Here is a 20,932-nt window from a genome sequence, read left to right as displayed (position 1 = left end):
GTCAGCCCTGATAGATCGGGAAGCGTTCGCACAGCGCGCGGACGCGGCCACGCACATTGGCTTCGACATCGGCGTCGCCATGCTCGCCCTTGTCGCGCAATGCTTCGAGCACGTCGGCAACCATATCGCCGATTTCCTCGAACTCGGCGATGCCGAAGCCGCGCGTGGTGCCCGCGGGCGATCCGACGCGGATGCCGCTGGTCTTGACCGGCGGCAGCGGATCGAAGGGGATGCCATTCTTGTTGCAGGTGATCGCGCTGCGCTCAAGCGCCTCATCGGCGTCGCGGCCGGTGACGCCGAGCGGGCGCAGGTCGATCAGCGCAAGGTGGGTGTCGGTGCCGCCCGCGACCACATCGGCGCCGCGTGCCTTGAGGCGGCCAGCCAGCGCTTGCGCGTTGGCGACAGTGGCCTTGGCATAATCCTTGAAATCGGGACGCAGCGCTTCGCCGAACGCCACTGCCTTGGCGGCGATGACGTGCATCAGCGGGCCGCCCTGCAGCCCGGGGAAGACCGCCGAATTGATCCGCTTGGCGATCGCTTCGTCATTGGTCAGGATCATGCCGCCGCGGGGACCGCGCAGCGTCTTGTGCGTCGTCGTGGTCACGACATGCGCGTGCGGCAGCGGCGAAGGATGGACACCCCCTGCGACCAGCCCGGCGAAATGCGCCATGTCGACCATCAGCAGCGCGCCGACGTCATCGGCAATCGCCCGGAATCGCGCAAAGTCGAGTATGCGCGGATAGGCCGAACCGCCCGCGATGATCAGAGCAGGGCGATGTTCCTTGGCCAGCGCCTCGACCTGGTCGAAATCGACCAGATGATCGTCGGCGCGCACCCCGTACTGAACCGCATTGAACCATTTGCCCGACATCGCGGGCGGGGCGCCGTGGGTCAGGTGCCCGCCGGCGTCGAGGCTCATGCCGAGGATCGTCGCCCCGGGCTTGGTCAGCGCCAGCATCACCGCGCCGTTTGCCTGCGCGCCCGAATGCGGCTGGACATTGGCATAGCCGCAATCGAAGAGCTGCTTGGCGCGGTCGATCGCCAGCGTCTCGACCTCGTCCGACGGCGCGCAGCCCTGATAGTAACGGCGGCCCGGATAGCCTTCGGCATATTTGTTGGTGAAGACCGACCCCTGCGCTTCGAGCACTGCCTTCGAGACGATATTCTCGCTGGCGATCAGTTCGATCTGATAGCGTTCGCGTTCCAGCTCATGCTTCATCGCCGCCGCGACCGCGGGATCGACGGTGCCGACGCCGTCGGTGAAATAGCCGGCCGATTTGATGGGCTTGTCGAGCGTGTTGGTCGTCATCGGCTGGTCTCCAGTTGCGGCGGGTTTGAAAGTTTGTCGACGCGGCGCGCGTGGCGATCGCCGGCGAATTCGGTGTTCAGGAACGCGGCCAGGCACGCCTTGGCCATGTCGATGCCGGTCAGGCGCGCGCCCATCGCGATGACATTGGCGTCATTATGCTCGCGCGACAGCTTGGCCGACAGCGGCTCGGACACCAGCGCGCAGCGCGCCGCCGGGTTGCGGTTGACCGAAATCGAGATGCCGATCCCCGATCCGCACAGCGCTACACCGCGGTCAGCGCGGCCCTCGGCCATCGCTTGGCCAAGCGCATAGCCAAAATCGGGGTAATCGACGCTGTCGGGGCCGTTGGTGCCGAGATCCTCGACGTCATGGCCTTCGGCGCGCAGCCAATCCGCGAGCTGGGCTTTCAGCTCATAAGCGGCATGGTCAGAGGCAATGGCAATGCGCATCGGCGCGGCTCCCGCTGGGGTCAAGGGAATCGATGTCGGCGCTTTAGGCGACGCCGCCCGATTTGGCCATAAGCGAGGTGGCAAATTTGTGACGCGGCCGATAAAGCTGCGCCATGTCCGATACCGTCATATCCGTGCTGATGCTCACCGGGGTCGTCCTGACCGGCGGTGCTGCCTATGTCTTTCGTATGGGCGACAAGCGCCGCGCGCTGCTGATGCTGGTCGCGGCGCTGGTGATGTTCGCCAATGTGGCGGTGTGGCTGGTGCCAGTGAAATAATCCTCCCTGTCGCGAAGCGATGGGGAGGGGGACCGTCGCCGCGGGCGATGGTGGAGGGGCGACGACGGTGCGCCATGGCCCCTCCGTCAGCCCTGCGGGCTGCCACCTCCCCATGGCTTCGCCACAGGGAGGATATTTGAATCACCGAATCGGTGAATCCGGCGCCAACCGCATATCCAGATAATTATCGAGCGACTTCATCAGCTGGTCGAGCTCATGCTCGAAGAAGTGATTGGCGCGCGGGATTTCGTCGTGATGGATGGTGATGCCCTTTTGCGTGCGCAGCTTGTCGACCAGCTTTTGCACCGCAGACGGCGGCACGATCTCGTCCTGCCCGCCCGCGACGATGATCCCCGAAGAAGGGCAGGGGGCGAGGAAGCTGAAGTCGTACATGTTCGCCGGCGGCGCAACCGACAGGAAGCCGCGGATTTCGGGGCGGCGCATCAGCAATTGCATACCGATCCACGCGCCAAAGCTGAAGCCCGCGATCCACGTCGTCTGCGCCTCGGGATGGATCGACTGGACCCAATCGAGCGCCGATGCGGCATCGCTCAGCTCGCCGATCCCGTTGTCGAACGTCCCCTGACTGCGGCCGACGCCGCGAAAGTTGAAGCGCAGCACGGCAAAACCGCGCGCGACGAAGCTTTTGTACATCGCCTGCGTGATGCGATCGTTCATCGTGCCGCCGCCCTGCGGATGCGGGTGCAGGATCATCGCAACGGGCGCGCGGGGGCGCGGCGGGGGCGAGAAACGGCCTTCTATACGGCCCTCGGGGCCGGGGAAAATCACGTCGGGCATGGGAGCACCTCTTATCTTTTGCAGCTGACCGCCGAATCGCCGGAGTGGCAGGGTGGCGGAGCGAAGGTGGCGCCTATACAGAAAGTGCGTTGCAAGTTGCAACTTTTGCGAATCAGTCGCAATAAGGGCGTGAGGGATGCCGTCGCCCCCGCGAAGGCGGGGGCCGCCTTCGTTGGCACACGGCCTCGCTGCATAGGCATCTAGCGGCCCCCGCCTTCGCAGGGGCGACAACTATGGATCGCTCGACACGAACGGGATTTAGGGGCAGATGCCGCGCATGATTTACCTCGACTACCAAGCCACGACCCCGCTCGCCCCCGAGGCGCGCGCGGCGATGCTGCGCTGGCTGGAAGGGCCGGGCGAGGGCGATGGCTTTGCCAACCCGTCGAGCACCCATAAGGGCGGCCGCGCCGCGGCGGCGGCGGTCGAGGTGGCGCGTGATCAGGTTGCGGCGCTGCTGCCGAAAGGCGGGCGCGTATTCTTCACCTCGGGCGCGACCGAGGCGCTTAACTGGGCGCTGCTGCGCGGCGCCGAAGTCATGCCCGGCGGCGTCGCAGGCCTCAGCATCGAACATGCGGCGTCGCTACAATGTCTGGAACGGCTGCACGCAATCGTCCTGCCCGTCGATAGTGAAGGCGTCGCGCTGCCGCCTGACCCCGCACTGATCCCCGAAAATGGGATCGTAGCGGCGATGCTGGTGAACAACGAGGTGGGGACCATCCAGCCGGTCGCCGAATATGCCGCCGCGGCGCATGCGAAGAACAGCCTGCTGCTCTGCGACGCGGTGCAAGGCTTCGGTCGTGTGGAGATGCCGGAAGGCGCTGACTTGATCGCCATATCTGCGCACAAGATTCACGGCCCGAAAGGCATCGGCGCGCTGTGGATCAAGGACGGCATCGACCTGCCGCCGCTGATGTTCGGTGGTGCGCAGGAGCAGGGGATGCGCTCGGGCACCGTATCGCCCGCGCTGTGCGCCGGGTTCGGGGCCGCCGCGGCACTCGCGGCCGAGCGGCTCGACGAAGATGCGGCGCATGTCGAACGGCTATGGTCGCTGGCGCGCGACATGCTGCCCGAATGGACGATCAATGGCGCCGTCGACGCGCGCTACCACGGCAATCTCAACATCCGGCGCGAGGGCGTGAACGGCCTGCGCCTGATGTCCGACGCGCGCAATGTTGCGTTCTCGCTCGGCAGCGCGTGCGGCAGCGGGTCGGGCAAGGTCAGCCACGTGCTGCGCGCGATGGGGGTGAACGAAGCCGACGCGCGCGCGTCGATCCGCCTGGGCTGGGGCCGCTACACCAGCGAACAGGAACTGCGCGACGGACTGATCGCGATCAAGGACGCCGCGCGATTGCAGGGGGTCAATTGATGCGCGTCACCTTCATTCACGCCGATGGCAAGGGGCGCACCGACGCCGAAGCCGAACCCGGCAGCATCCTGCTCGACGTCGCGCAGGCGCATATGATGCCGCTGGAGGGGACGTGCGAGGGCCAGATGGCCTGTTCGACCTGCCATGTCATTGTCGCCAAAGAGGATTTCGACCGCCTGCCGCCCGCTACCGAGATGGAAGAGGATATGCTCGACCTTGCCGCCGGGGTACGTCGGACGAGCCGTCTTGCGTGCCAGATCTTGCTGACCGACGCGATGGACGGGCTGACCGTATCCATCCCGGGCGAAAGCCGCAATATGCAGGGGCCGCGCTGAACCCAACCCTCGTCATCCCGGCGAAGGCCGGGATCTCGAGCTCGCGGGCTGACGCACCGGCGAGATCCCGGCCTTCGCCGGGATGACGATTGGAGGGGGCAACACACCTTGCATTTCACCCCATCCCCCGCCATATGCGCCGCGGGAGTCGGGCGGACGTGGTCTTCGCCAACCCGGTCAGGTCCGGAAGGAAGCAGCCGCAACGAATTCGCCGCGGGTCGTTCCGGCTCCCACCCCATTTCCCCCTTCGACAAGATCGCGCGCCGTCCCTAAGACGATGGCATGAGCGATTCCGCGGACGATGAACCCCCGATGCTGGGAATGGACCTGCCCGAGGTGAAGCCGCAGGCGTCATCCGGCCCGTACCGCGTCCTCGCCCGCAAATATCGCCCGCAAACCTTTGCCGAACTGATCGGTCAGGATGCGATGGTCCGCACGCTCGGCAATGCGATTGCGCGCGACCGGCTGGCGCATGCGTTTCTGATGACCGGGGTGCGCGGGGTCGGCAAGACGTCGACCGCGCGCCTGATCGCCAAGGCGCTCAACTGCATCGGCCCCGACGGGCAGGGCGGGCCGACGATCGATCCCTGCGGGGTGTGCGAGCCGTGCCGCGCGATCACCGAAGGGCGCCATATCGACGTCATCGAGATGGACGCCGCGTCGAACACCGGCGTCGACGATGTCCGCGAGATTATCGAGGCGGTGCGCTATGCTGCGGTGTCGGCGCGCTATAAGATCTACATCATCGACGAAGTGCATATGTTGTCGCGCAACGCCTTCAATGCACTCCTGAAAACGCTCGAAGAACCGCCGCCGCACGTCAAATTCCTGTTCGCGACGACCGAGGTCAACAAGGTGCCGGTGACGGTGCTGTCGCGCTGCCAGCGTTTCGACCTCCGCCGCATCACCCCTGACATGCTGTTCGCGCATTTTAGTTCAATTTTGCAGAAAGAGGGCGTCGAGGCCGAGGCGCCGGCGATCTGGCTGATTGCCAACGCCGCCGAAGGCTCGGTTCGCGACGGTTTGTCGATTCTCGATCAGGCGATTGCGCATGCCGATCTTGATGGCGGCGGCAAGATCGGCGCCGATCAGGTGCGCGTGATGCTCGGCCTGTCCGACCGCACGTCGATCGCGCAGTTGATGGCGGCGATCCTGGACGGCGACAGCGGTGCCGCGATCGACCTGGCGCGGGCGCAATATGCGCTGGGCATCGAGCCGGTCGCGATGGTGCGCGGGCTGATGGACCTGACCCACGCGGTAACACTCGCCAAAGTGTCGCGCCACGATGATCCCGCGCTGGCCGAAGCGGATCGCGAACGCATCGGCGACTGGGCGCAAAAGCTGGGCTTCGCGCCGCTGAACCGGCTATGGCAATTGCTGCTCAAGGGCCATGACGAAGTGCTGCGTGCGAACAATCCGCTCGAGCATCTGGAAATGCTGTTGCTGCGGGTGATTTATGCCGCGTCGATGCCCGATCCCGGCGAACTGGCAAAACTGCTCGAATCGGGACGGTTGCCGACGATGCCGCTCGCATCGCCGCCTGCGACCGCTGGACAAGAAACCGCTGCGGCGGCGCCCGTTGCCGAGGCCGCCGCCGCCGCCGAGCTTCCGGCGACGTCGCTGACGATTGCGCAGATCCACCAATTGCTCGAGAGCAGCGGCAATCACCGCCTCGCGGTGCAGGTCCATGATCATTTGCGGGTTATCACCCTCGAGCCGGGCGAGCTGGTTTTTGCCGCCGTCCCGGCGCTGTCCGCGACGTTCCCGCGCGATCTGGGCGAGGCGCTGCTCGCCGCCACCGGCAGCCGATGGCACGTCCGCGCGGGTGAGGGCGATGCCCGGCCCAGCCTGGGCGAGATGCGCGCCGCGACCGCCGCGGACAATGAGGCGCGGATCCGCGAATTGCCGGTCGTCAAGGCCGCGCTCGCCGCTTTTCCCGACGCCAGCCTTGAAGACCCCGCCGACAATCGCCATAAGTCGTTTCCATGAAATCGATCGAAGACATGATGAAGGCGGCGCAGGAAGCTGCGGCCACGGTGCAGGCGCAGATGCAGGAGGCGCAGGCGAAGCTCGACAGTGTCGAGGTCGAGGGCGTGTCGGGCGGCGGGCTGGTGCGGATACTGGCGAGCGCCAAGGGCCGGATCAAGTCGATCAATATCGACGACAGCCTGATCGTTCCCGCCGACAAGCAGATGCTCGAGGATTTGCTCGCCGCAGCGTTTAATGATGCGCGCGAAAAGGCGGACCGGGTCAGCAACGAGGAAATGGGCAAGATGACCAGCGGATTGCCGCTGCCCCCGGGCTTCAAGCTGCCATTTTGAATGGAAATTATCCTCCCTGTGGCGAAGCCATGGGGAGGGGGACCGCCGCCGCAGGCGGTGGTGGAGGGGCCGCAACGTCGCGTCATCGCCCCTCCGTCAGCGCTTCGCGCTGCCACCTCCCCATCGCTTCGCGACAGGGAGGATTGTTCAACCCGTTCAGCACTCCGACATTGAATGCGTGCCAAGTTACGCCATATTAGCGATGAACACCCTATAAGAAGGGCGGAGCGTCCGGTCGTGGCGCCTGTCCAGGAGCCGTAATGACGCAATCTTTTCCGCTTTTGCCGCTGCGCGACATTGTCGTTTTCCCGCACATGATCGTGCCGCTGTTCGTCGGCCGCGACCGCTCGGTTGCCGCGCTCGAAACCGCGATGGAATCCGACAAGGAAATCTTCCTCGTGGCCCAGCTCGATCCGGGCGAGGACGATCCGCAGCGCGACGAACTGTATGACGTCGGCGTGATCGCCACCGTGCTCCAATTGCTTAAGCTGCCCGACGGCACCGTCCGTGTGCTCGTCGAGGGCAAGGAGCGCGCGAAACTGGTTGCGCTGACCAACGATGACAAGACGGTGATGGCGAGTGTCAAGCCGGTCGCCGACACGATGGATGACAGTGTCGATACCGCGGCGCTGATGCGCTCGGTCGTCGACCAGTTCGAAAATTATGCCAAGCTCAACAAGAAGATGCCCGCCGAAACCGCGGTGCAGCTGTCGCAGATCGACGACGCCTCGCGCCTTGCCGATTCGGTCGCCGGCAATCTCAACATCAAAGTGTCCGACAAACAGGCGCTGCTCGTCGAAGATACGCCGTCGAAGCGGCTCGAAATGGTGTTCGCCTTCATGGAGGGCGAGCTTGGCGTGTTGCAGGTCGAAAAGAAGATCCGCGGCCGCGTGAAGCGCCAGATGGAAAAGAGCCAGCGCGAATATTATCTGAATGAGCAATTGAAGGCGATCCAGCGCGAGCTGGGCAACGACAATGGCGAGGGCGGCGACGACCTGGCCGAGTTGCAGCAGAAAATCGACGGCCTGAAGATGTCGAAAGAGGCGAAGGCCAAGGCGAACGCCGAGCTGAAAAAGCTGCGCGCGATGGCGCCGATGTCGGCCGAGGCGACCGTTGTCCGCAACTATCTCGACACGCTGATCGGCCTGCCGTGGGGGAAGAAGTCTAAGCTGAAGAAAGATATTGCCGCCGCGCAGGCGGTGCTCGACGACGATCATTATGCGCTCGAAAAGGTCAAGGACCGCATCGTCGAATATCTGGCGGTGCAGGCGCGCACCAACAAGCTGAAGGGGCCGATCCTGTGCCTCGTCGGCCCGCCGGGCGTTGGCAAGACGAGCCTGGGCAAGTCAATCGCCAAGGCGACCGGGCGCGAGTTCATCCGCCAGTCGCTGGGCGGGGTGCGCGACGAGGCCGAGATCCGCGGTCATCGCCGCACCTATATCGGCTCGCTGCCGGGCAAGATCGTGACCAACCTGAAAAAGGCGGGTACGATGAACCCGCTGTTCCTGCTCGACGAGATCGACAAGCTGGGTCAGGATTTCCGCGGCGATCCGGCGTCGGCGCTTCTGGAAGTCCTCGACCCCGAACAGAATGGCAAATTCCAGGACCATTATCTGGAGATCGACGTCGATTTGTCCGACGTGATGTTCGTCACCACGGCCAATTCGCTCAATCTGCCGCAGCCTCTGCTCGATCGCATGGAGATCATCCGGCTCGAAGGCTACACCGAGGACGAGAAGGTCGAGATCGCCAAGCTCCACCTGATTGCCAAGCAGGTCGAGGCGCATGGCCTGAAGGACGGCGAATTCACCCTGACCGATGAAGGTCTGCGCGACCTGATCCGTTACTACACCCGCGAGGCGGGTGTGCGTACGCTGGAGCGCGAGATTGCACGGCTGGCGCGCAAGGCGCTGCGCCGCATTCTCGAGGGTAAGGCGGAAAGTATCACGATTACGTCCGAAAACCTCAACGAGTTTTCCGGCGTTCGCAAATATCGTCACGGCATGGGCGATCTGGAGGATCAGATCGGTGCCGTCACAGGCCTCGCGTGGACCGAAGTCGGCGGCGAATTGCTGACGATCGAGGCGGTCACCGCATCTGGCAAGGGGCAGGTGCGCACCACCGGCAAACTGGGCGAAGTAATGACCGAATCCGTCCAGGCGGCGCTGTCGTTCGTGAAAGCGCGCGCGCCGAGCTACGGCATCAAGCCCAGCCTCTTCGCGCGCAAGGACATCCATATCCATCTGCCCGAAGGGGCGGTGCCAAAGGACGGCCCGTCGGCGGGTGTCGGCATGGTCACCGCGATGATTTCGACCCTGACCGGGATTGCGGTGCGCCGCGATGTCGCGATGACCGGCGAGGTCACGTTGCGCGGCCGCGTGCTGGCGATCGGGGGCCTCAAGGAAAAGCTGCTCGCGGCGCTGCGCGGCGGCATCACGACCGTGCTGATCCCCGAAGAAAATGAAAAGGATCTGGTCGAAATTCCTGCCAACATCACGACGGGATTGAAGATCATTCCGGTCAGCCATGTCGATGAAGTGCTCGCCGTCGCTTTGGTCAGCCCGATCGAGCCGATCGAGTGGACCGAGGCGGATGAACTCGCCGCTTCGCCGCCGCATGTCCCCGGATCTGACCCGGAGACGACGATTCGCCACTGACCTTGGCGGACGACGCTTCGGGATCCCGCTTTTCGTCGCAAAAACGTTGTTTAGCGGCGGTTTTTGAGCCTTTTTGCTTTGACAACATGGGGCGAAACGGCGTTAGTGACGCGCCATGGCACGTCCATGAATCATTCAATCAACCAGAAGCAGGGGTTCCTTAGGCATGAACAAACAAGACCTGATCGCCGCCGTCGCTGATTCCAGCGGTCTGACGAAAGCCGACGCCAGCAAAGCCGTCGAAGCCGTTTTCGATGCGATCACCGGTTCGCTGAAAAAGGGCGGCGAAGTGCGTCTCGTCGGTTTCGGCACCTTTGCCGTCAGCAAGCGCAAGGCATCGACCGGTCGCAACCCGCGCACGGGCGAAACGATGACTATCGCGGCGTCGAACCAGCCCAAGTTCAAGGCCGGCAAGGCGCTCAAGGATGCGGTCAACTGATTGGCCAACCCTTTGGGTAAGACGATTTCGGGCCGCGGCGAAAGCTGCGGCCTGATTTGCATCGGCGCGGTAGCTTCGGCGAACGTGATGGCCTCGGTGAAATCGCCGTTGCAATCATCGGTGCAGCGGCTATGGACATCCGGCTTTCGGGCGTCGGCGATTGGGTCGAACCCGAACGGGCGCGTAGCTCAGTGGTAGAGCACACCCTTCACACGGGTGGGGTCGCAGGTTCAATCCCTGCCGCGCCCACCATGGCCCGGTCACCCGGCCGCGCAAGCGAAACGGGAGCTGACCGGACCATTCATCGCCTATTCAATGCCTTTGCATTAGAGAGACGGGCATGATCCGCACCCTGACCTTCTCGCTCATCTCGGCCCTGCTGCTTTCCGCCGGGGCACCGGCGGCCGCGCGCGGCAATCGTGATCAGGATCATTTGCGCGACGCGGCGGCGAAGGGACAGGTCATTCCGCTCAACCGCTTGATCGACGATGTCCGTTCGCGTGCACCCTATAGCGAGATGACCTATCTGGGCGGACCGCAGTTCGACGCCGGACGCATGATCTATGCGCTGAAATTCATGAACGGCAACCAGGTCGTCGTCGTCTATGTCGATGCGCGCACCGGGCGGATTGTCGGCCGTAAACCCTGATACCCCCTCATTGCCGACGATCCCGACGCAACGACATTTTGCGATGATCGTTCGGACTTGATACACAGTCGAAACATGCGGCTGGTTTCACCGGTCAGCAAAAGAAAGGCGTCCGAATGCGGATCTTGATTGTCGAAGACGAACCCACCCTCGGCCCGCAGCTGAAGGCGACGCTGGAAGGCGCAGGCTATGCCGTCGATCTGGCGACCGATGGCGAGGATGGCCATTTCCTCGGTTCGACGGAAAATTACGACGCCGCGATTCTCGATCTTGGCTTGCCGGAGATCGACGGGCTGACGGTGCTGGACCGCTGGCGCCGCGAAAAGCGCAATTTTCCCGTGCTGGTGCTGACCGCGCGTGACAGCTGGTCGGACAAGGTGGCGGGGCTGGATGCGGGCGCCGATGATTATCTCGCCAAGCCGTTCCAGACCGAAGAACTGATCGCTCGCCTGCGCGCGCTGATCCGCCGCGCCGCGGGCAATGCGTCGAGCGAACTGACCGCGGGCGACGTTCGGCTCGACACGCGTTCGGGCCGCGTGACGCTGGCGGGTGAACCGGTCAAGCTCACCGCCCAGGAATATAAGCTGCTGTCGTATCTGCTGCACCACAAGGGCAAGGTGGTGTCGCGTACCGAGCTGATCGAGCATATCTATGATCAGGATTTCGATCGCGATTCCAACACGATCGAGGTTTTCGTCACGCGCATCCGCAAAAAACTGGGCGCCGACATCATCACGACGATCCGCGGCCTGGGTTACCAGCTCGACGATCCCCAGGGCTGAACCGTTCGGCCATGGCCGATATGGAACCCAGTGCGGCAGGCGTAACGGCCCGCGAACCGGTAGAAAAGCCGGTCGCGCTGACCAGCCGCATCACCGGATCGCTGGCGCGGCGCATGATCGCCATCGCGGCGCTGTGGATTTCGGTGCTGCTCATCGGCGGCGGTTTTGCGCTCGACCGGGTACTGACCGGCGCGATCACGCGCAATTTCGATTCCAGCCTGGAATATGTGCTGATCGCGATGATCCGCTCGTCGGAAATCGGCCCCGACGGCGAAGTGCGGCTGGTCGAACCGCTCGGCGATCAGCGGTTCCTGGAGCCCTATAGCGGTCTTTATTGGCAGATTAGTGGCGGCACGCAGGAACCCTATCGCTCGCGGTCGCTGTGGGAACGGTCGCTGAAGGCGCCGACGCCGCATATCGACGACGACATCCATATCTATGACAGCAACCAGTTCCCTGACGAGGAACTGCGCGTGCTCGACCGCAATGTCATCCTGCCGGGCAGCAAGGTCAGCTGGCGCTACCAGATCGCCCAGTCGCGCGAGGCGCTCGATACGCAGGTCGGGGCGGTGCGGGCGACGCTGATCCCCAGCCTCGCGCTGCTCGGCCTCGGTCTCCTCATCCTCGCCGCGCTCCAGACCTTCTATGGCCTCTGGCCGCTGCGCCACATCCGGCGCGCAATCGCGGCGATGCGCGGCGGGCAGAACCGCCGCGTCGATGCGCCGCTGCCGTTGGAAGTGCAGCCGATGGTCGATGAGCTGAACGCGCTGCTCGCGCATAACGAGAAACAGGCGGAGGAAGCGCGGCTTCACGCAGGCAATCTTGCCCATGCGCTCAAGACCCCGCTCACGGTGTTGCTCAACAGTGCGACCAGCCAGACCTCGCCGCTCGCCGACACGGTCCGGCGCGAGGCGGCGACGATGCAGCGGCAGGTGGAACATCATCTGGCCCGCGCTCGCGCGGTCGGGCGCCGCGGTGCGGCGCAGGCGCGCGCCAATGTCCGCGAAAGCGTCGACAGTGTGACGCGCGCCGTGGCGCTGCTTTATCCCAAGGCGCGGCTCGACGCGGCCGGAGACAAGACACTGGTGGCGCGGGTCGAGCGCCAAGATCTCGACGAACTCATCGGCAATCTGCTCGAAAACGCCGCGAAATATGGCGGCGGCAGCGTGTTTGTCACGATCCAGCGTGACGGGGCGATGGCCGAAATCCTGGTCGAGGATGACGGCCCCGGCATTTCGCCCGCCGACCGGACACGCATCTTCGATCGCGGCGTCCGGCTCGACAGCGGCAAGCCGGGCACCGGGCTGGGCCTGGCGATCGTCCGCGATGTCGCCGAAATTTACGGCGGTAGCATCGCGCTCGAAGAGAGCGAGGATCTGGGCGGGCTGCTGGTCCGATTGCGGCTGCCGGCGGGCTAGATTCCCTCAAAACCTCCGCGACGCGGGGCGCTATCCGTCGGTTCACCGCACAATCCGCCCATATTGTCCATGCAACTGGCGGTCCCGTCTTGCCGCGCGAACCGAGTTGCCAGAAGGGGCGTCGGGAATTCGCGGGGGCGGCTCACTGAAGGAGTAGGGTCATGCTTACCGTTTCCAAAAGACCAAAATCGATATTGTTGTTCGCGGCGCTGGCGGCCGCCGCGCCCGCCGGCCTCGCTGCCCAATCGCAGGAGGCGCCGCCGCAGCAGGCCGACGGCGACGTCATGGCGACCGTATATGGTACGCTGCCGACCCCCGACCAGATGACCAAGGGGCCGCAGGTCGAGGGCATCATCTCGGCGCGCAGCGACGGCCGGATGCGTGTGCGTACCGCCGATGGCAATGACACGACCATCGCGATCGCCGATTATACCAAGATCAAGTCGAAGGGCGGCTTCCTGGGCCTCAACAGCGACAAACTGGCGGCGGACTCGCTGCTCAATGGCCTGCCGGTCACCGTCGAAACCTTGCAGTGGGATGGCGGGCTGGTTGCCAGCGAGGTCGACCTCAAGAGCAAGGATCTGCGCACCGCATCGATGATCCGCACTGGCACCGACCAGCGCTTTGCCGAGCAGACCGCGGCGACCGAAGCGCTGCGCAGCCGCGTCGGTGACATCGATCAATATAATGTCAAAAGCACGATCAATGTGAATTTCGACACCGGCAAAGCGGTGCTGTCGCCGCAGGCAAAGGCCGATCTGTGCGCGACCGCGACGCAGGCCGAGGCAATGGACAACGCGCTGCTGCTGGTCGTGGGGTATACCGATTCCACCGGCAGCGAAGAGCTTAATCAGGAGCTGAGCGAAAAGCGCGCGGGCCGCGTCGTCAATCACCTGCAACAGGCGTGCGGGTGGAAGCCCTATCGGATGCTCACCCCGACCGGCATGTCCGAAGCCGATCCGGCGGCGGACAACAGCACCCCCGAAGGCAAGGCGATGAATCGCCGCGTTGCGGTGAATGTGCTGGTCAGCAAGGGGCTGGACGGGATGTAGAGGCGTGTGCCGGGGGCGGGCCGACCCGTCCCCGGCTGCGCCTGGCGGGGCTCACGCGCCTGCGTCCCGCACCTGCTGGTGATGGCGGATCACTTCCTCGATGATGAAACGCAGGAATTTTTCGCTGAACTCGGGGTCGAGATCGGCATCGCGCGCCAGCGACCGCAGCCGTTCGATCTGGCGCTCCTCGCGGCCCGGATCGGCGGCGGGCAGGCCGTCGCGGGCCTTCAGTTCACCGACCGCTTTCGTCACCTTGAATCGCTCGGCCAGCATATAGACAAGCGCCGCATCGATATTGTCGATGCTCTGACGGTAACGGCTCAGCTGGTCGTCCATGGGTGCGCGGCTCCTCTTGCGTGCGGCACGCTTGGCACCGCGCGGGGGGCGCTGGCAAGCCGAAAGTCGTTGCAAAATCGCGGCCGCACGGCCAAGGCTCGCCGCATCATGACTGCCGAAATCCACCAGCTCCACGGCGAACGGCCCCCCTCGCTCGACCCGATGATGGCGCTTGTCGCCGCCGATATGAACGAGGTCAATTCGGTCATTCTCGACCGGATGCAATCCGAAGTGCCGCTGATCCCCGAGCTCGCCGGCCATCTGATCGCAGGCGGTGGCAAACGGATGCGGCCGATGCTGACTCTGGCGTGCGGCAAGCTGCTCGATTACCCGGGGCGCCGCCATTGCAAACTGGCGGCAGCGGTCGAATTCATCCACACCGCGACATTGCTTCACGACGATGTCGTCGACAAATCGGACCTGCGCCGAGGGCGCAAGACCGCAAACCTGATCTGGGGAAACAGCGCGTCGGTGCTGGTCGGCGATTTCCTGTTCAGCCGCGCTTTCGAGGTGATGGTCGAGGACGGCTCGCTCAAAGTGCTCAAGATCCTGTCGCGCGCGTCGGCGGTGATTGCCGAGGGCGAGGTCAACCAGTTGTCGGCGCAGCGGCGTATTGAGACGAGCGAAGACCAGTATCTGGCGATCATCAACGCCAAGACCGCCGAGTTGTTCGCCGCAGCGTGCAAGATCGCCGCAGTCGTCGCCGAACGCGATGAGGCGACCGAAGCCGCGCTCGACGCCTATGGCCGCAATCTGGGCATCGCGTTCCAGCTGGTCGACGATGCGATCGATTATGTTTCGGACGCCGAAACGATGGGCAAGGGGGTCGGCGACGACTTCCGCGATGGCAAGGTCACGCTGCCCGTCATCCTCGCCTATGCGCGCGGCAGCGCTGAGGAGCGCGAGTTCTGGAAGCTCGCGATCACCGGCCATCGCACTGCGGACGAAGACCTGCTGCATGCCACCAGCCTGCTCCACAAGCATGGCACGATCGAAGACACGCTGGCGCGCGCGCGGCATTATGGCCAGCGCGCCGTCGACGCGATCGGTGGCTTTCGCGCCAGCCAGGCCAAAGCGGCGCTGACCGAGGCGGTCGCGTTCGCCATCGCGCGGGCTTATTAGTATCGAAATCAACCCTCCCCTTCAGGGGAGGGCAGCGAGACGTGCCAGCTTGCTGGCTTAGTCGCAGCGGGTGGGGTCCATCGGCCTAGCGCAAAGCCGACAGACCCCACCCCAACCCCTCCCCTGAAGGGGAGGGGCTAATATGGAAGGAACGGATTTGTCGATGATGGGTCCGGCGGCGGAAACGCCCGACGCCTACATCGCCGCCCTGTCGGGCTGGCAGCGCGAGCGCTGTGACTTGATGCGCGCCGCGATCCTCTCCGCCGCCCCTTTTGAAGAAACGATCAAATGGACCAACCTCGTCTTCATGGCGAACGGCCCATGCATCCTGATCCGGGCCGAGGCGCAGCGCGTCCAGCTGGGCTTCTGGCGAGGCAAGCGGCTGCGTGACCTGGAACCGCGGATCAAGGCGAGCGGCAAATATGAACTCGGAAATCTGGCGTTGACCGAAGCGACCGGGGTGACGGCGAACCAGATCGCGACGCTCGCCGCCGAGGCGTATCGGCTCAACATCGAACTCGGCAACCCGGCGGCGCGGACCTGATGCAGCCGCTCCCGATCGATCAGGTGTTGCCCGATATTCTCGCGGCGCTGATCCTGAAACCCAATGCCGTCGTCGTCGCACCGCCGGGCGCGGGCAAGACGACGCGCGTCGCCCCTGCGCTGCTCGATCAACCTTGGTGCAAGGGGGCGGTCTGGCTGCTCTCGCCGCGCCGCCTTGCCGCGCGCGCGGCCGCCGAACGCATCGCCGAGGAAATGGACGAAGCGGTTGGCAGCACGGTCGGCTACGCGACGCGGCTCGACAGCAAGCAGTCGGCGGCGACGCGGCTGCTAGTGATGACCCCCGGGCTGTTTCGCAACCGCATCCTCGCCGATCCCGAACTCACCGGCGTGTCGGCGGTGCTGTTCGACGAGGTCCACGAGCGCAGCCTCGATGGCGATTTCGCGCTCGCGCTGGCGATCGATGCGCAGCAGGGGTTGCGCGACGATCTGCGGCTGATCGCCATGTCCGCGACGCTCGATGGCGCGCGCTTTGGGGCGCTGCTCGGCAACGCGCCGGTGGTGCGCAGCGAGGGCAAGATATTTCCGCTCGACCTGCGCCACATCGTCCGCCGGGTGGAGGATCGGCTGGAGGCGAGCATGCTTGTCGCGGTGCGGCAGGCGATGGCGGACGAACGTCAGGGCGACATTCTCGCTTTCTTGCCCGGCGCAGCCGACATCGAGCGCACCGCGGCGGCGGTCGAGGCATCGGGGCTGCCGCTCGTCGTCCACCGCCTCCACGGCCAGATCGACCCGGCGTTGCAGCGCAAAGCGCTCGTCCGCGATCCCGACGGCGGGCGCAAGCTGATCCTCGCGACGAGCATCGCCGAAACCAGCCTGACCATCGACGGGGTGCGAATTGTCATCGACGCCGGGCTGTCGCGGCGGCCGCGCTTCGACAAGGCGGCGGGGATTGCCCGGCTGGTCACCGAACGCGCCAGCCAGGCGTCGGCGACCCAGCGCGCCGGGCGCGCGGCGCGGCAGGGGCCGGGGGTTGCGTATCGCCTGTGGGAAGCGGCGGCGACCGCGGGCATGCCGCCGTTCGATCCGCCCGAAATCCACGAAAACGACCTGATGCCGGTCGTGCTCGACTGCGCCAGCTGGGGCATCATCGACCCGCGCCAATTGGGCTGGCTCGATCCCCCATCGCCCGCCGCGATTGCCGACGCGAAAGCGCGCTTGCAGGCGATCGGCGCGCTGGGCGACGACGGGCGGATCACCGCGCATGGCAAGGCGCTCGCCGCGATCCCGTTGCCGGTGCCGCTCGCGCATATGCTGCTCGACGCGGCGCGCGCAGGGGAGGGGGAACTAGCGGGACGCCTCGCGGTGCTGCTCACCGAACCGGGGCTCGGTGGGCGCGGCGTCGATGTCGAGGCGCGGCTCGGGCGCTGGCGCGGGCAGCGCGGCGACCGCAGCGAAGGCGCGGTCCGACTGGCGCGGCGGCTCGCGAGCATCGGCGACAAGCTGGCGGCAGGGACCGAAGACGTCGCACCGCGCTCGATCGGCGGCTGGATCGCGACGGCGTGGCCCGACCGCGTCGCGCGCCAGCGGGCGGGACAGCGCGGCGAATATCTCAGCGTCGGCGGCCGCGCCTATCGCATCGACCCGGTCGAACCGCTTGCGGGCAGCGAATGGCTCGCGATCGCCGACGCGCAGGGACATGCCGCCGGCGTTCGCATCCTCGCCGCGGCGCCAATCGAGCAGGCCGAGGTCGAGGCGATCTTCTCCGACCGCATCGTCGCGCACGCCGCGAGCAGCTATGACGCCGCCAGCGACCGCGTCGACCACCGCCGCGAACGGCGGCTCGGCGCGATTGCGCTGACCAGCGGGCAGGCCGGGCGCAGCGACAATGTCGAAGAGGACATCGCGCTGCGGCTCGCGGCGGTGCGCGACAAAGGGCTCGGGCTGATCGGTTGGGGACCGGCGGCGCAGGCGTTGCGCCAGCGAGCGAGCTTTGCGGGGATCGATACGCTGTCGACCGGTGCGCTCGCAGACAGCCTCGACATCTGGTTGCCGCCGCTGCTCGGCGGTTGCCGTGGGCTGCGTGACATTGGCGACCGCAAGCTGACCGAAGCGCTGATGGGCTTGCTCGACTGGCCGGCGCGGCAGTTGCTGGAAAAACATGCGCCCGCCGATTACACGACGCCGGTCGGCAGCCGCCATCCGATCGACTATGGCGCCGACGGCGGGCCGACGGTCAGCGTACGCGTGCAGGAATTGTTCGGGCTGGCGCGCCACCCCACGATCGGCGATCCGCCGGTGCCGCTGGTGCTCGCGCTCACTTCACCCGCGCATCGGCCGATCCAGACGACGCGCGATCTGGTCAGCTTTTGGGGCGGCAGCTGGCACGATGTCGCGCGCGAGATGCGGGGCCGCTATCCCAAGCACAGCTGGCCCGACGACCCCGCTACCGCGCGGCCGACGCTGATGACCAAGGCGGCGCAGGCGCGGCGCGACGGAGCATGAGGTTGGCCCTTTTCGCGAGGCCAGCAAGCCGCTAAGGCACGGGCAGCCCAACCAACGCAGGACAGTCCCGATGAAAGCGCGCATCTTCCAGAAACCCAAAAATGCGATGCAGTCGGGGCGCGCCGGTACGCAGCGCTGGATGCTGGAATTCGCTCCTGCCGAAGCGCGCAAGCCCGATCCGCTGATGGGCTGGGCGGGCAGCGGGGATACCCGGCGCCAGATCCGGTTGGGCTTTGCGACGCAGGAAGAAGCGGTGGCTTATGCCGAGCGCAATGGCATCGACGCCGAGGTGGTTGCGCCGCCGGTGCGGACGTTGAAAATTCAGGCTTACGCGGATAATTTCCGCTGAGGCGGCGGCAGAACCGACCCCCACCGTTCGTGCTGAGCTTGTCGAAGCACTGTTCTTCTTTTTGACGTCGCAAAGAAAGATCGGCCCTTCGACAAGCTCAGGGCGAACGGGGTTCAATCATTGCTTTAGCGCTTACTCGCTGTCCGGCTGCAACAGCTTGTGCAGATGCACCACCACATATTTCATTTCGGCATCGTCGACGGTGCGCTGCGCCGCGGCGCGCCAGGCCTTTTCCGCCGATTTATAATCGGGGAACAGCCCGACGACGTCGAGGTTGTGGAGGTCGACAAAGTCGGTGCCCTGCGGATCGCTGACGCGTCCACCGAACACGAGGTGCAATTTGCTCATGGCTGCTGTCCTTGCGGGTCGGGGAGAAGGCGCGGCCCCTAACAGCGCGGCGCCGCTACGGCAAGCCGGTCAATCGTCCTTGCGGCCCTTCGGCAGCAGCGAGCCGAGCAGCGCGCCGATCGCCACGGCCCCGGCGACGAGCGCCATGGGCTGCTTTTCGGCCGCTTCCTTCAGCTTGCTGTTCGCGCGCTTGGCCTGGACCTTGCCCTTTTCATAGACTTCGCCGGCGGCGTCACGGGCAACGCTCGCCTGTTCGCTGGCCTTGTGCGCCAAATCTTCGGTTGCGGCGCGCGCGCGGCCATAGCCGTCCTGAATCCGCGCCTTCGCCGCCTCGGCGGTCAGCCGGGCATTTTCGGCGGTTTTCTCGGCAAGTTCACTCGCTTTGGCGCGCGCGTCGCTGGCGGTTTCACTGAACGGCTTCATCGTCATTCTCCACTGGTTCGATCGGTTCGCCGTTATCGGCATATGATTCGTCGGCTGTTTCGTCGGCGGGGTGCAGGCGATCGGTGATCGCGTTTGCCATATCCTGAAGCTTTCGTGTCAGCCTCGGCGCATGGTCCTTGATCGGCTCGCGCAGCAGCCACGCCACCCCGGCCACGGCGGCGAGCGCAATCGGCAGGCGGTTGTTGCGAAACTCGCGGCGCACCGCATGTGCGGCATCGTCGACTTTGGCATTGAGGCGATATTTGCCGCGATCCACCAGCGCCCCGGGGCTCAATGCTGCCTTGGCGACGTCGAGCCGCCGGTGCAGTTCGGCGCGCTGGAGCATCGAGCGGCGCGCGGCCGCAATCAGCCGGTTACGCGTCCGCGCCATCGTCGATCCCCTCATTGGTCAGGTCGCGCCGGAGTGCGGTGCGAATGTCGCCATAGCTGATATGCGCGCGCCATGCGCCGATGCCTGCGACGACGAGCAGCACGCTGACGACCACCAAGGTCGCCAACAACGGTCCGATCTGCGGCGACAGCGCCAGGATCGCGCCGAAAGCCAACGCCAGCAGCGCCACACCCGCCGCCGTCGCGGCCACGCCGCCCCAGATTGCAGCCCGACTGGCGCCATGCAGCGCCAACTCGCCGCGCGCTTCGATCAGTGCGAACTCGGCCCGCGCCGTCGCCGACAGGTTGTCGACGACATCTCCGACAATCTGTCCAAGCGGTACGGGCGGCGGGTCGACCGGCGGCCCGTCGGGGGCATAACCGTGACTTATGCCGTCAAAGCTGCGCTCGTCGGACATGGGCGGGAGGATCGGATCTGCGGATGGCAAGACCTTGTCAATCGTTCGAGCCGCCCTTGAGCATGCGGGCGAGCACAAAGCCGATCACCGTGGCGGCGCCGACCGCGATCGCCGGGTTCTTCTTGACCATATCCTTGGTCGAAGCGGCGAGCTCGTCGAGATCCTTTTTGTCGAGCGTCGAGGCGAGGCCGGCGACGGTTGCGGCAGCCGAACGCGCATAGTCGCCATATTGCTTGCCGAATTTGGTATCGACGGTGCCGGCGCTGTCTTCCAGCATCTTGGCGAGGTTACCGACCGCGTCGGCGGCCTTGCCCTTGCCCTTGGTCGCGGCGTCGCGCGCCTTGGCCGATGCCTGATTGGCGAGCGTCGTCGCTTCACCCTTCAGCGAGGCAGCTTTCTTCGTCGCTTCCGACTTGATCGTTTCGCGCGTCGCGACCAGCTGGTCGCGGATCGGATGATCCTTGGCAGCTTTCACGCTTGCGGGCTTGCGCGCCGGGGCGGCCTTCGTGGCGCCAGCCTTTGCGGGTGCCTTGGGGCGCGGAGCGGCGGTTTTGGTCGTCGCGGGAGTAGCGGGCTTGGCCATGGCGTTGTCCTCTTCTTCTTTTGTCGGGCGCCGCATTGGCGAACATCCCTTTGGTCCTGCCTGAATATATAGCAAGAGCCGCCCATTGGTTCCATAGGCC

The 20,932-nt window shown here is 65.4% G+C and carries 24 protein-coding genes, 1 tRNA gene and 1 other RNA gene; 17 read left to right on the top strand and 9 right to left on the bottom strand.

Annotated elements, in window-relative coordinates; translation table 11 throughout:
* Position 1: 1 nt before the first annotated feature.
* Complete coding sequence (glyA, locus tag VGN68_RS16345) at positions 2–1,309, bottom strand: serine hydroxymethyltransferase (protein WP_327478045.1); 1,308 nt, start codon at positions 1,307–1,309, stop codon at positions 2–4.
* The gene (rpiB, locus tag VGN68_RS16340; protein WP_327478043.1) at positions 1,306–1,758 is read right to left on the bottom strand and encodes a ribose 5-phosphate isomerase B; all 453 of its coding nucleotides are present in this window, start codon (positions 1,756–1,758) and stop codon (positions 1,306–1,308) included. The genes glyA and rpiB overlap by 4 nt, the downstream gene beginning before the upstream one ends.
* A 113-nt stretch (positions 1,759–1,871) precedes the next feature.
* On the opposite strand from rpiB, the gene VGN68_RS16335 reads away from it, so the two are divergent.
* Positions 1,872–2,036: a hypothetical protein gene (locus VGN68_RS16335; protein WP_327478041.1), complete on the top strand. Its 165-nt coding sequence runs from the start codon at positions 1,872–1,874 to the stop codon at positions 2,034–2,036.
* A 141-nt stretch (positions 2,037–2,177) separates the two neighbouring features.
* On the opposite strand, the gene VGN68_RS16330 is transcribed toward VGN68_RS16335, so the two are convergent.
* The gene (locus tag VGN68_RS16330; protein ID WP_088441609.1) at positions 2,178–2,834 is read right to left on the bottom strand and encodes an alpha/beta hydrolase; all 657 of its coding nucleotides are present in this window, start codon (positions 2,832–2,834) and stop codon (positions 2,178–2,180) included.
* A gap of 277 nt (positions 2,835–3,111) precedes the next feature.
* Between VGN68_RS16330 and VGN68_RS16325 the strand changes: the two genes are divergently transcribed.
* The 12 genes from VGN68_RS16325 (at position 3,112) to VGN68_RS16270 (ending at position 13,856) form a co-directional block, all read left to right on the top strand.
* The gene (locus VGN68_RS16325) at positions 3,112–4,203 is read left to right on the top strand and encodes a cysteine desulfurase family protein (protein WP_327478180.1); all 1,092 of its coding nucleotides are present in this window, start codon (positions 3,112–3,114) and stop codon (positions 4,201–4,203) included.
* Positions 4,200–4,538, top strand: a complete 339-nt coding sequence (locus VGN68_RS16320; protein WP_414713051.1) for a 2Fe-2S iron-sulfur cluster-binding protein — start codon at positions 4,200–4,202, stop codon at positions 4,536–4,538. The genes VGN68_RS16325 and VGN68_RS16320 overlap by 4 nt, the downstream gene beginning before the upstream one ends.
* Positions 4,539–4,678: 140 nt before the next feature.
* Positions 4,679–4,776: signal recognition particle sRNA small type (gene ffs / locus VGN68_RS16315), an RNA gene on the top strand.
* Between the two features lie 44 nt (positions 4,777–4,820).
* Entirely contained in the window at positions 4,821–6,527 is a 1,707-nt protein-coding gene (locus tag VGN68_RS16310) for a DNA polymerase III subunit gamma/tau (RefSeq protein ID WP_327478034.1), read from the top strand.
* Positions 6,524–6,859: a YbaB/EbfC family nucleoid-associated protein gene (locus VGN68_RS16305; RefSeq protein ID WP_327478032.1), complete on the top strand. Its 336-nt coding sequence runs from the start codon at positions 6,524–6,526 to the stop codon at positions 6,857–6,859. The genes VGN68_RS16310 and VGN68_RS16305 overlap by 4 nt, the downstream gene beginning before the upstream one ends.
* A gap of 260 nt (positions 6,860–7,119) precedes the next feature.
* Entirely contained in the window at positions 7,120–9,516 is a 2,397-nt protein-coding gene (gene lon / locus VGN68_RS16300) for an endopeptidase La (protein WP_327478030.1), read from the top strand.
* 166 nt (positions 9,517–9,682) lie between these two features.
* Positions 9,683–9,955: an HU family DNA-binding protein gene (locus VGN68_RS16295; RefSeq protein ID WP_327478028.1), complete on the top strand. Its 273-nt coding sequence runs from the start codon at positions 9,683–9,685 to the stop codon at positions 9,953–9,955.
* A gap of 177 nt (positions 9,956–10,132) precedes the next feature.
* Positions 10,133–10,207 (top strand) — tRNA-Val (locus VGN68_RS16290).
* A gap of 88 nt (positions 10,208–10,295) precedes the next feature.
* Positions 10,296–10,604, top strand: coding sequence for a PepSY domain-containing protein (locus VGN68_RS16285; RefSeq protein ID WP_293697473.1), 309 nt, complete (start codon positions 10,296–10,298; stop codon positions 10,602–10,604).
* Between the two features lie 116 nt (positions 10,605–10,720).
* Positions 10,721–11,386, top strand: a complete 666-nt coding sequence (locus VGN68_RS16280) for a response regulator transcription factor (RefSeq protein ID WP_293697471.1) — start codon at positions 10,721–10,723, stop codon at positions 11,384–11,386.
* Between the two features lie 113 nt (positions 11,387–11,499).
* Complete coding sequence (locus VGN68_RS16275; protein WP_327478178.1) at positions 11,500–12,804, top strand: HAMP domain-containing sensor histidine kinase; 1,305 nt, start codon at positions 11,500–11,502, stop codon at positions 12,802–12,804.
* A gap of 161 nt (positions 12,805–12,965) precedes the next feature.
* Complete coding sequence (locus tag VGN68_RS16270) at positions 12,966–13,856, top strand: OmpA family protein (RefSeq protein ID WP_327478025.1); 891 nt, start codon at positions 12,966–12,968, stop codon at positions 13,854–13,856.
* A 51-nt stretch (positions 13,857–13,907) separates the two neighbouring features.
* Here the strand turns inward: VGN68_RS16270 and VGN68_RS16265 are convergent, their stop codons facing one another.
* Positions 13,908–14,192, bottom strand: a complete 285-nt coding sequence (locus VGN68_RS16265; RefSeq protein ID WP_327478023.1) for a chorismate mutase — start codon at positions 14,190–14,192, stop codon at positions 13,908–13,910.
* Between the two features lie 108 nt (positions 14,193–14,300).
* Here VGN68_RS16265 and VGN68_RS16260 point away from each other — a divergent pair, with 108 nt between their 5' ends.
* The 4 genes from VGN68_RS16260 (at position 14,301) to VGN68_RS16245 (ending at position 18,669) form a co-directional block, all read left to right on the top strand.
* Positions 14,301–15,314: a polyprenyl synthetase family protein gene (locus VGN68_RS16260; RefSeq protein ID WP_327478021.1), complete on the top strand. Its 1,014-nt coding sequence runs from the start codon at positions 14,301–14,303 to the stop codon at positions 15,312–15,314.
* A gap of 142 nt (positions 15,315–15,456) precedes the next feature.
* Positions 15,457–15,858, top strand: coding sequence for a DUF1801 domain-containing protein (locus VGN68_RS16255; protein ID WP_327478019.1), 402 nt, complete (start codon positions 15,457–15,459; stop codon positions 15,856–15,858).
* Entirely contained in the window at positions 15,858–18,320 is a 2,463-nt protein-coding gene (gene hrpB / locus VGN68_RS16250) for an ATP-dependent helicase HrpB (RefSeq protein ID WP_327478017.1), read from the top strand. The genes VGN68_RS16255 and hrpB overlap by 1 nt, the downstream gene beginning before the upstream one ends.
* Positions 18,321–18,390: 70 nt before the next feature.
* Positions 18,391–18,669, top strand: coding sequence for an ETC complex I subunit (locus tag VGN68_RS16245; protein WP_327478015.1), 279 nt, complete (start codon positions 18,391–18,393; stop codon positions 18,667–18,669).
* Positions 18,670–18,801: 132 nt separating this feature from the next.
* Here VGN68_RS16245 and VGN68_RS16240 read toward each other — a convergent pair whose 3' ends face one another.
* From VGN68_RS16240 to VGN68_RS16220, 5 genes are all read right to left on the bottom strand, one after another.
* Positions 18,802–19,017 carry a DUF4170 domain-containing protein gene (locus VGN68_RS16240; protein ID WP_137753697.1) on the bottom strand — a complete coding sequence of 72 codons (216 nt, stop codon included), beginning with the start codon at positions 19,015–19,017 and terminating at the stop codon, positions 18,802–18,804.
* A gap of 69 nt (positions 19,018–19,086) precedes the next feature.
* A complete protein-coding gene (locus tag VGN68_RS16235) occupies positions 19,087–19,440 on the bottom strand; it encodes a hypothetical protein (RefSeq protein ID WP_327478011.1) in 354 nt (117 codons plus the stop codon).
* Complete coding sequence (locus VGN68_RS16230) at positions 19,424–19,831, bottom strand: DUF3618 domain-containing protein (protein ID WP_327478009.1); 408 nt, start codon at positions 19,829–19,831, stop codon at positions 19,424–19,426. The genes VGN68_RS16235 and VGN68_RS16230 overlap by 17 nt, the downstream gene beginning before the upstream one ends.
* Positions 19,815–20,249, bottom strand: a complete 435-nt coding sequence (locus VGN68_RS16225; RefSeq protein WP_327478007.1) for a phage holin family protein — start codon at positions 20,247–20,249, stop codon at positions 19,815–19,817. The genes VGN68_RS16230 and VGN68_RS16225 overlap by 17 nt, the downstream gene beginning before the upstream one ends.
* A 37-nt stretch (positions 20,250–20,286) precedes the next feature.
* Positions 20,287–20,832, bottom strand: a complete 546-nt coding sequence (locus VGN68_RS16220) for a hypothetical protein (protein WP_327478005.1) — start codon at positions 20,830–20,832, stop codon at positions 20,287–20,289.
* Positions 20,833–20,932 lie beyond the last annotated feature (100 nt).

It is taken from the genome of Sphingopyxis sp. (genome assembly GCF_035998965.1).
Taxonomy (GTDB): domain Bacteria; phylum Pseudomonadota; class Alphaproteobacteria; order Sphingomonadales; family Sphingomonadaceae; genus Sphingopyxis.
This window is presented reverse-complemented; position numbering and strand designations above follow the sequence as displayed.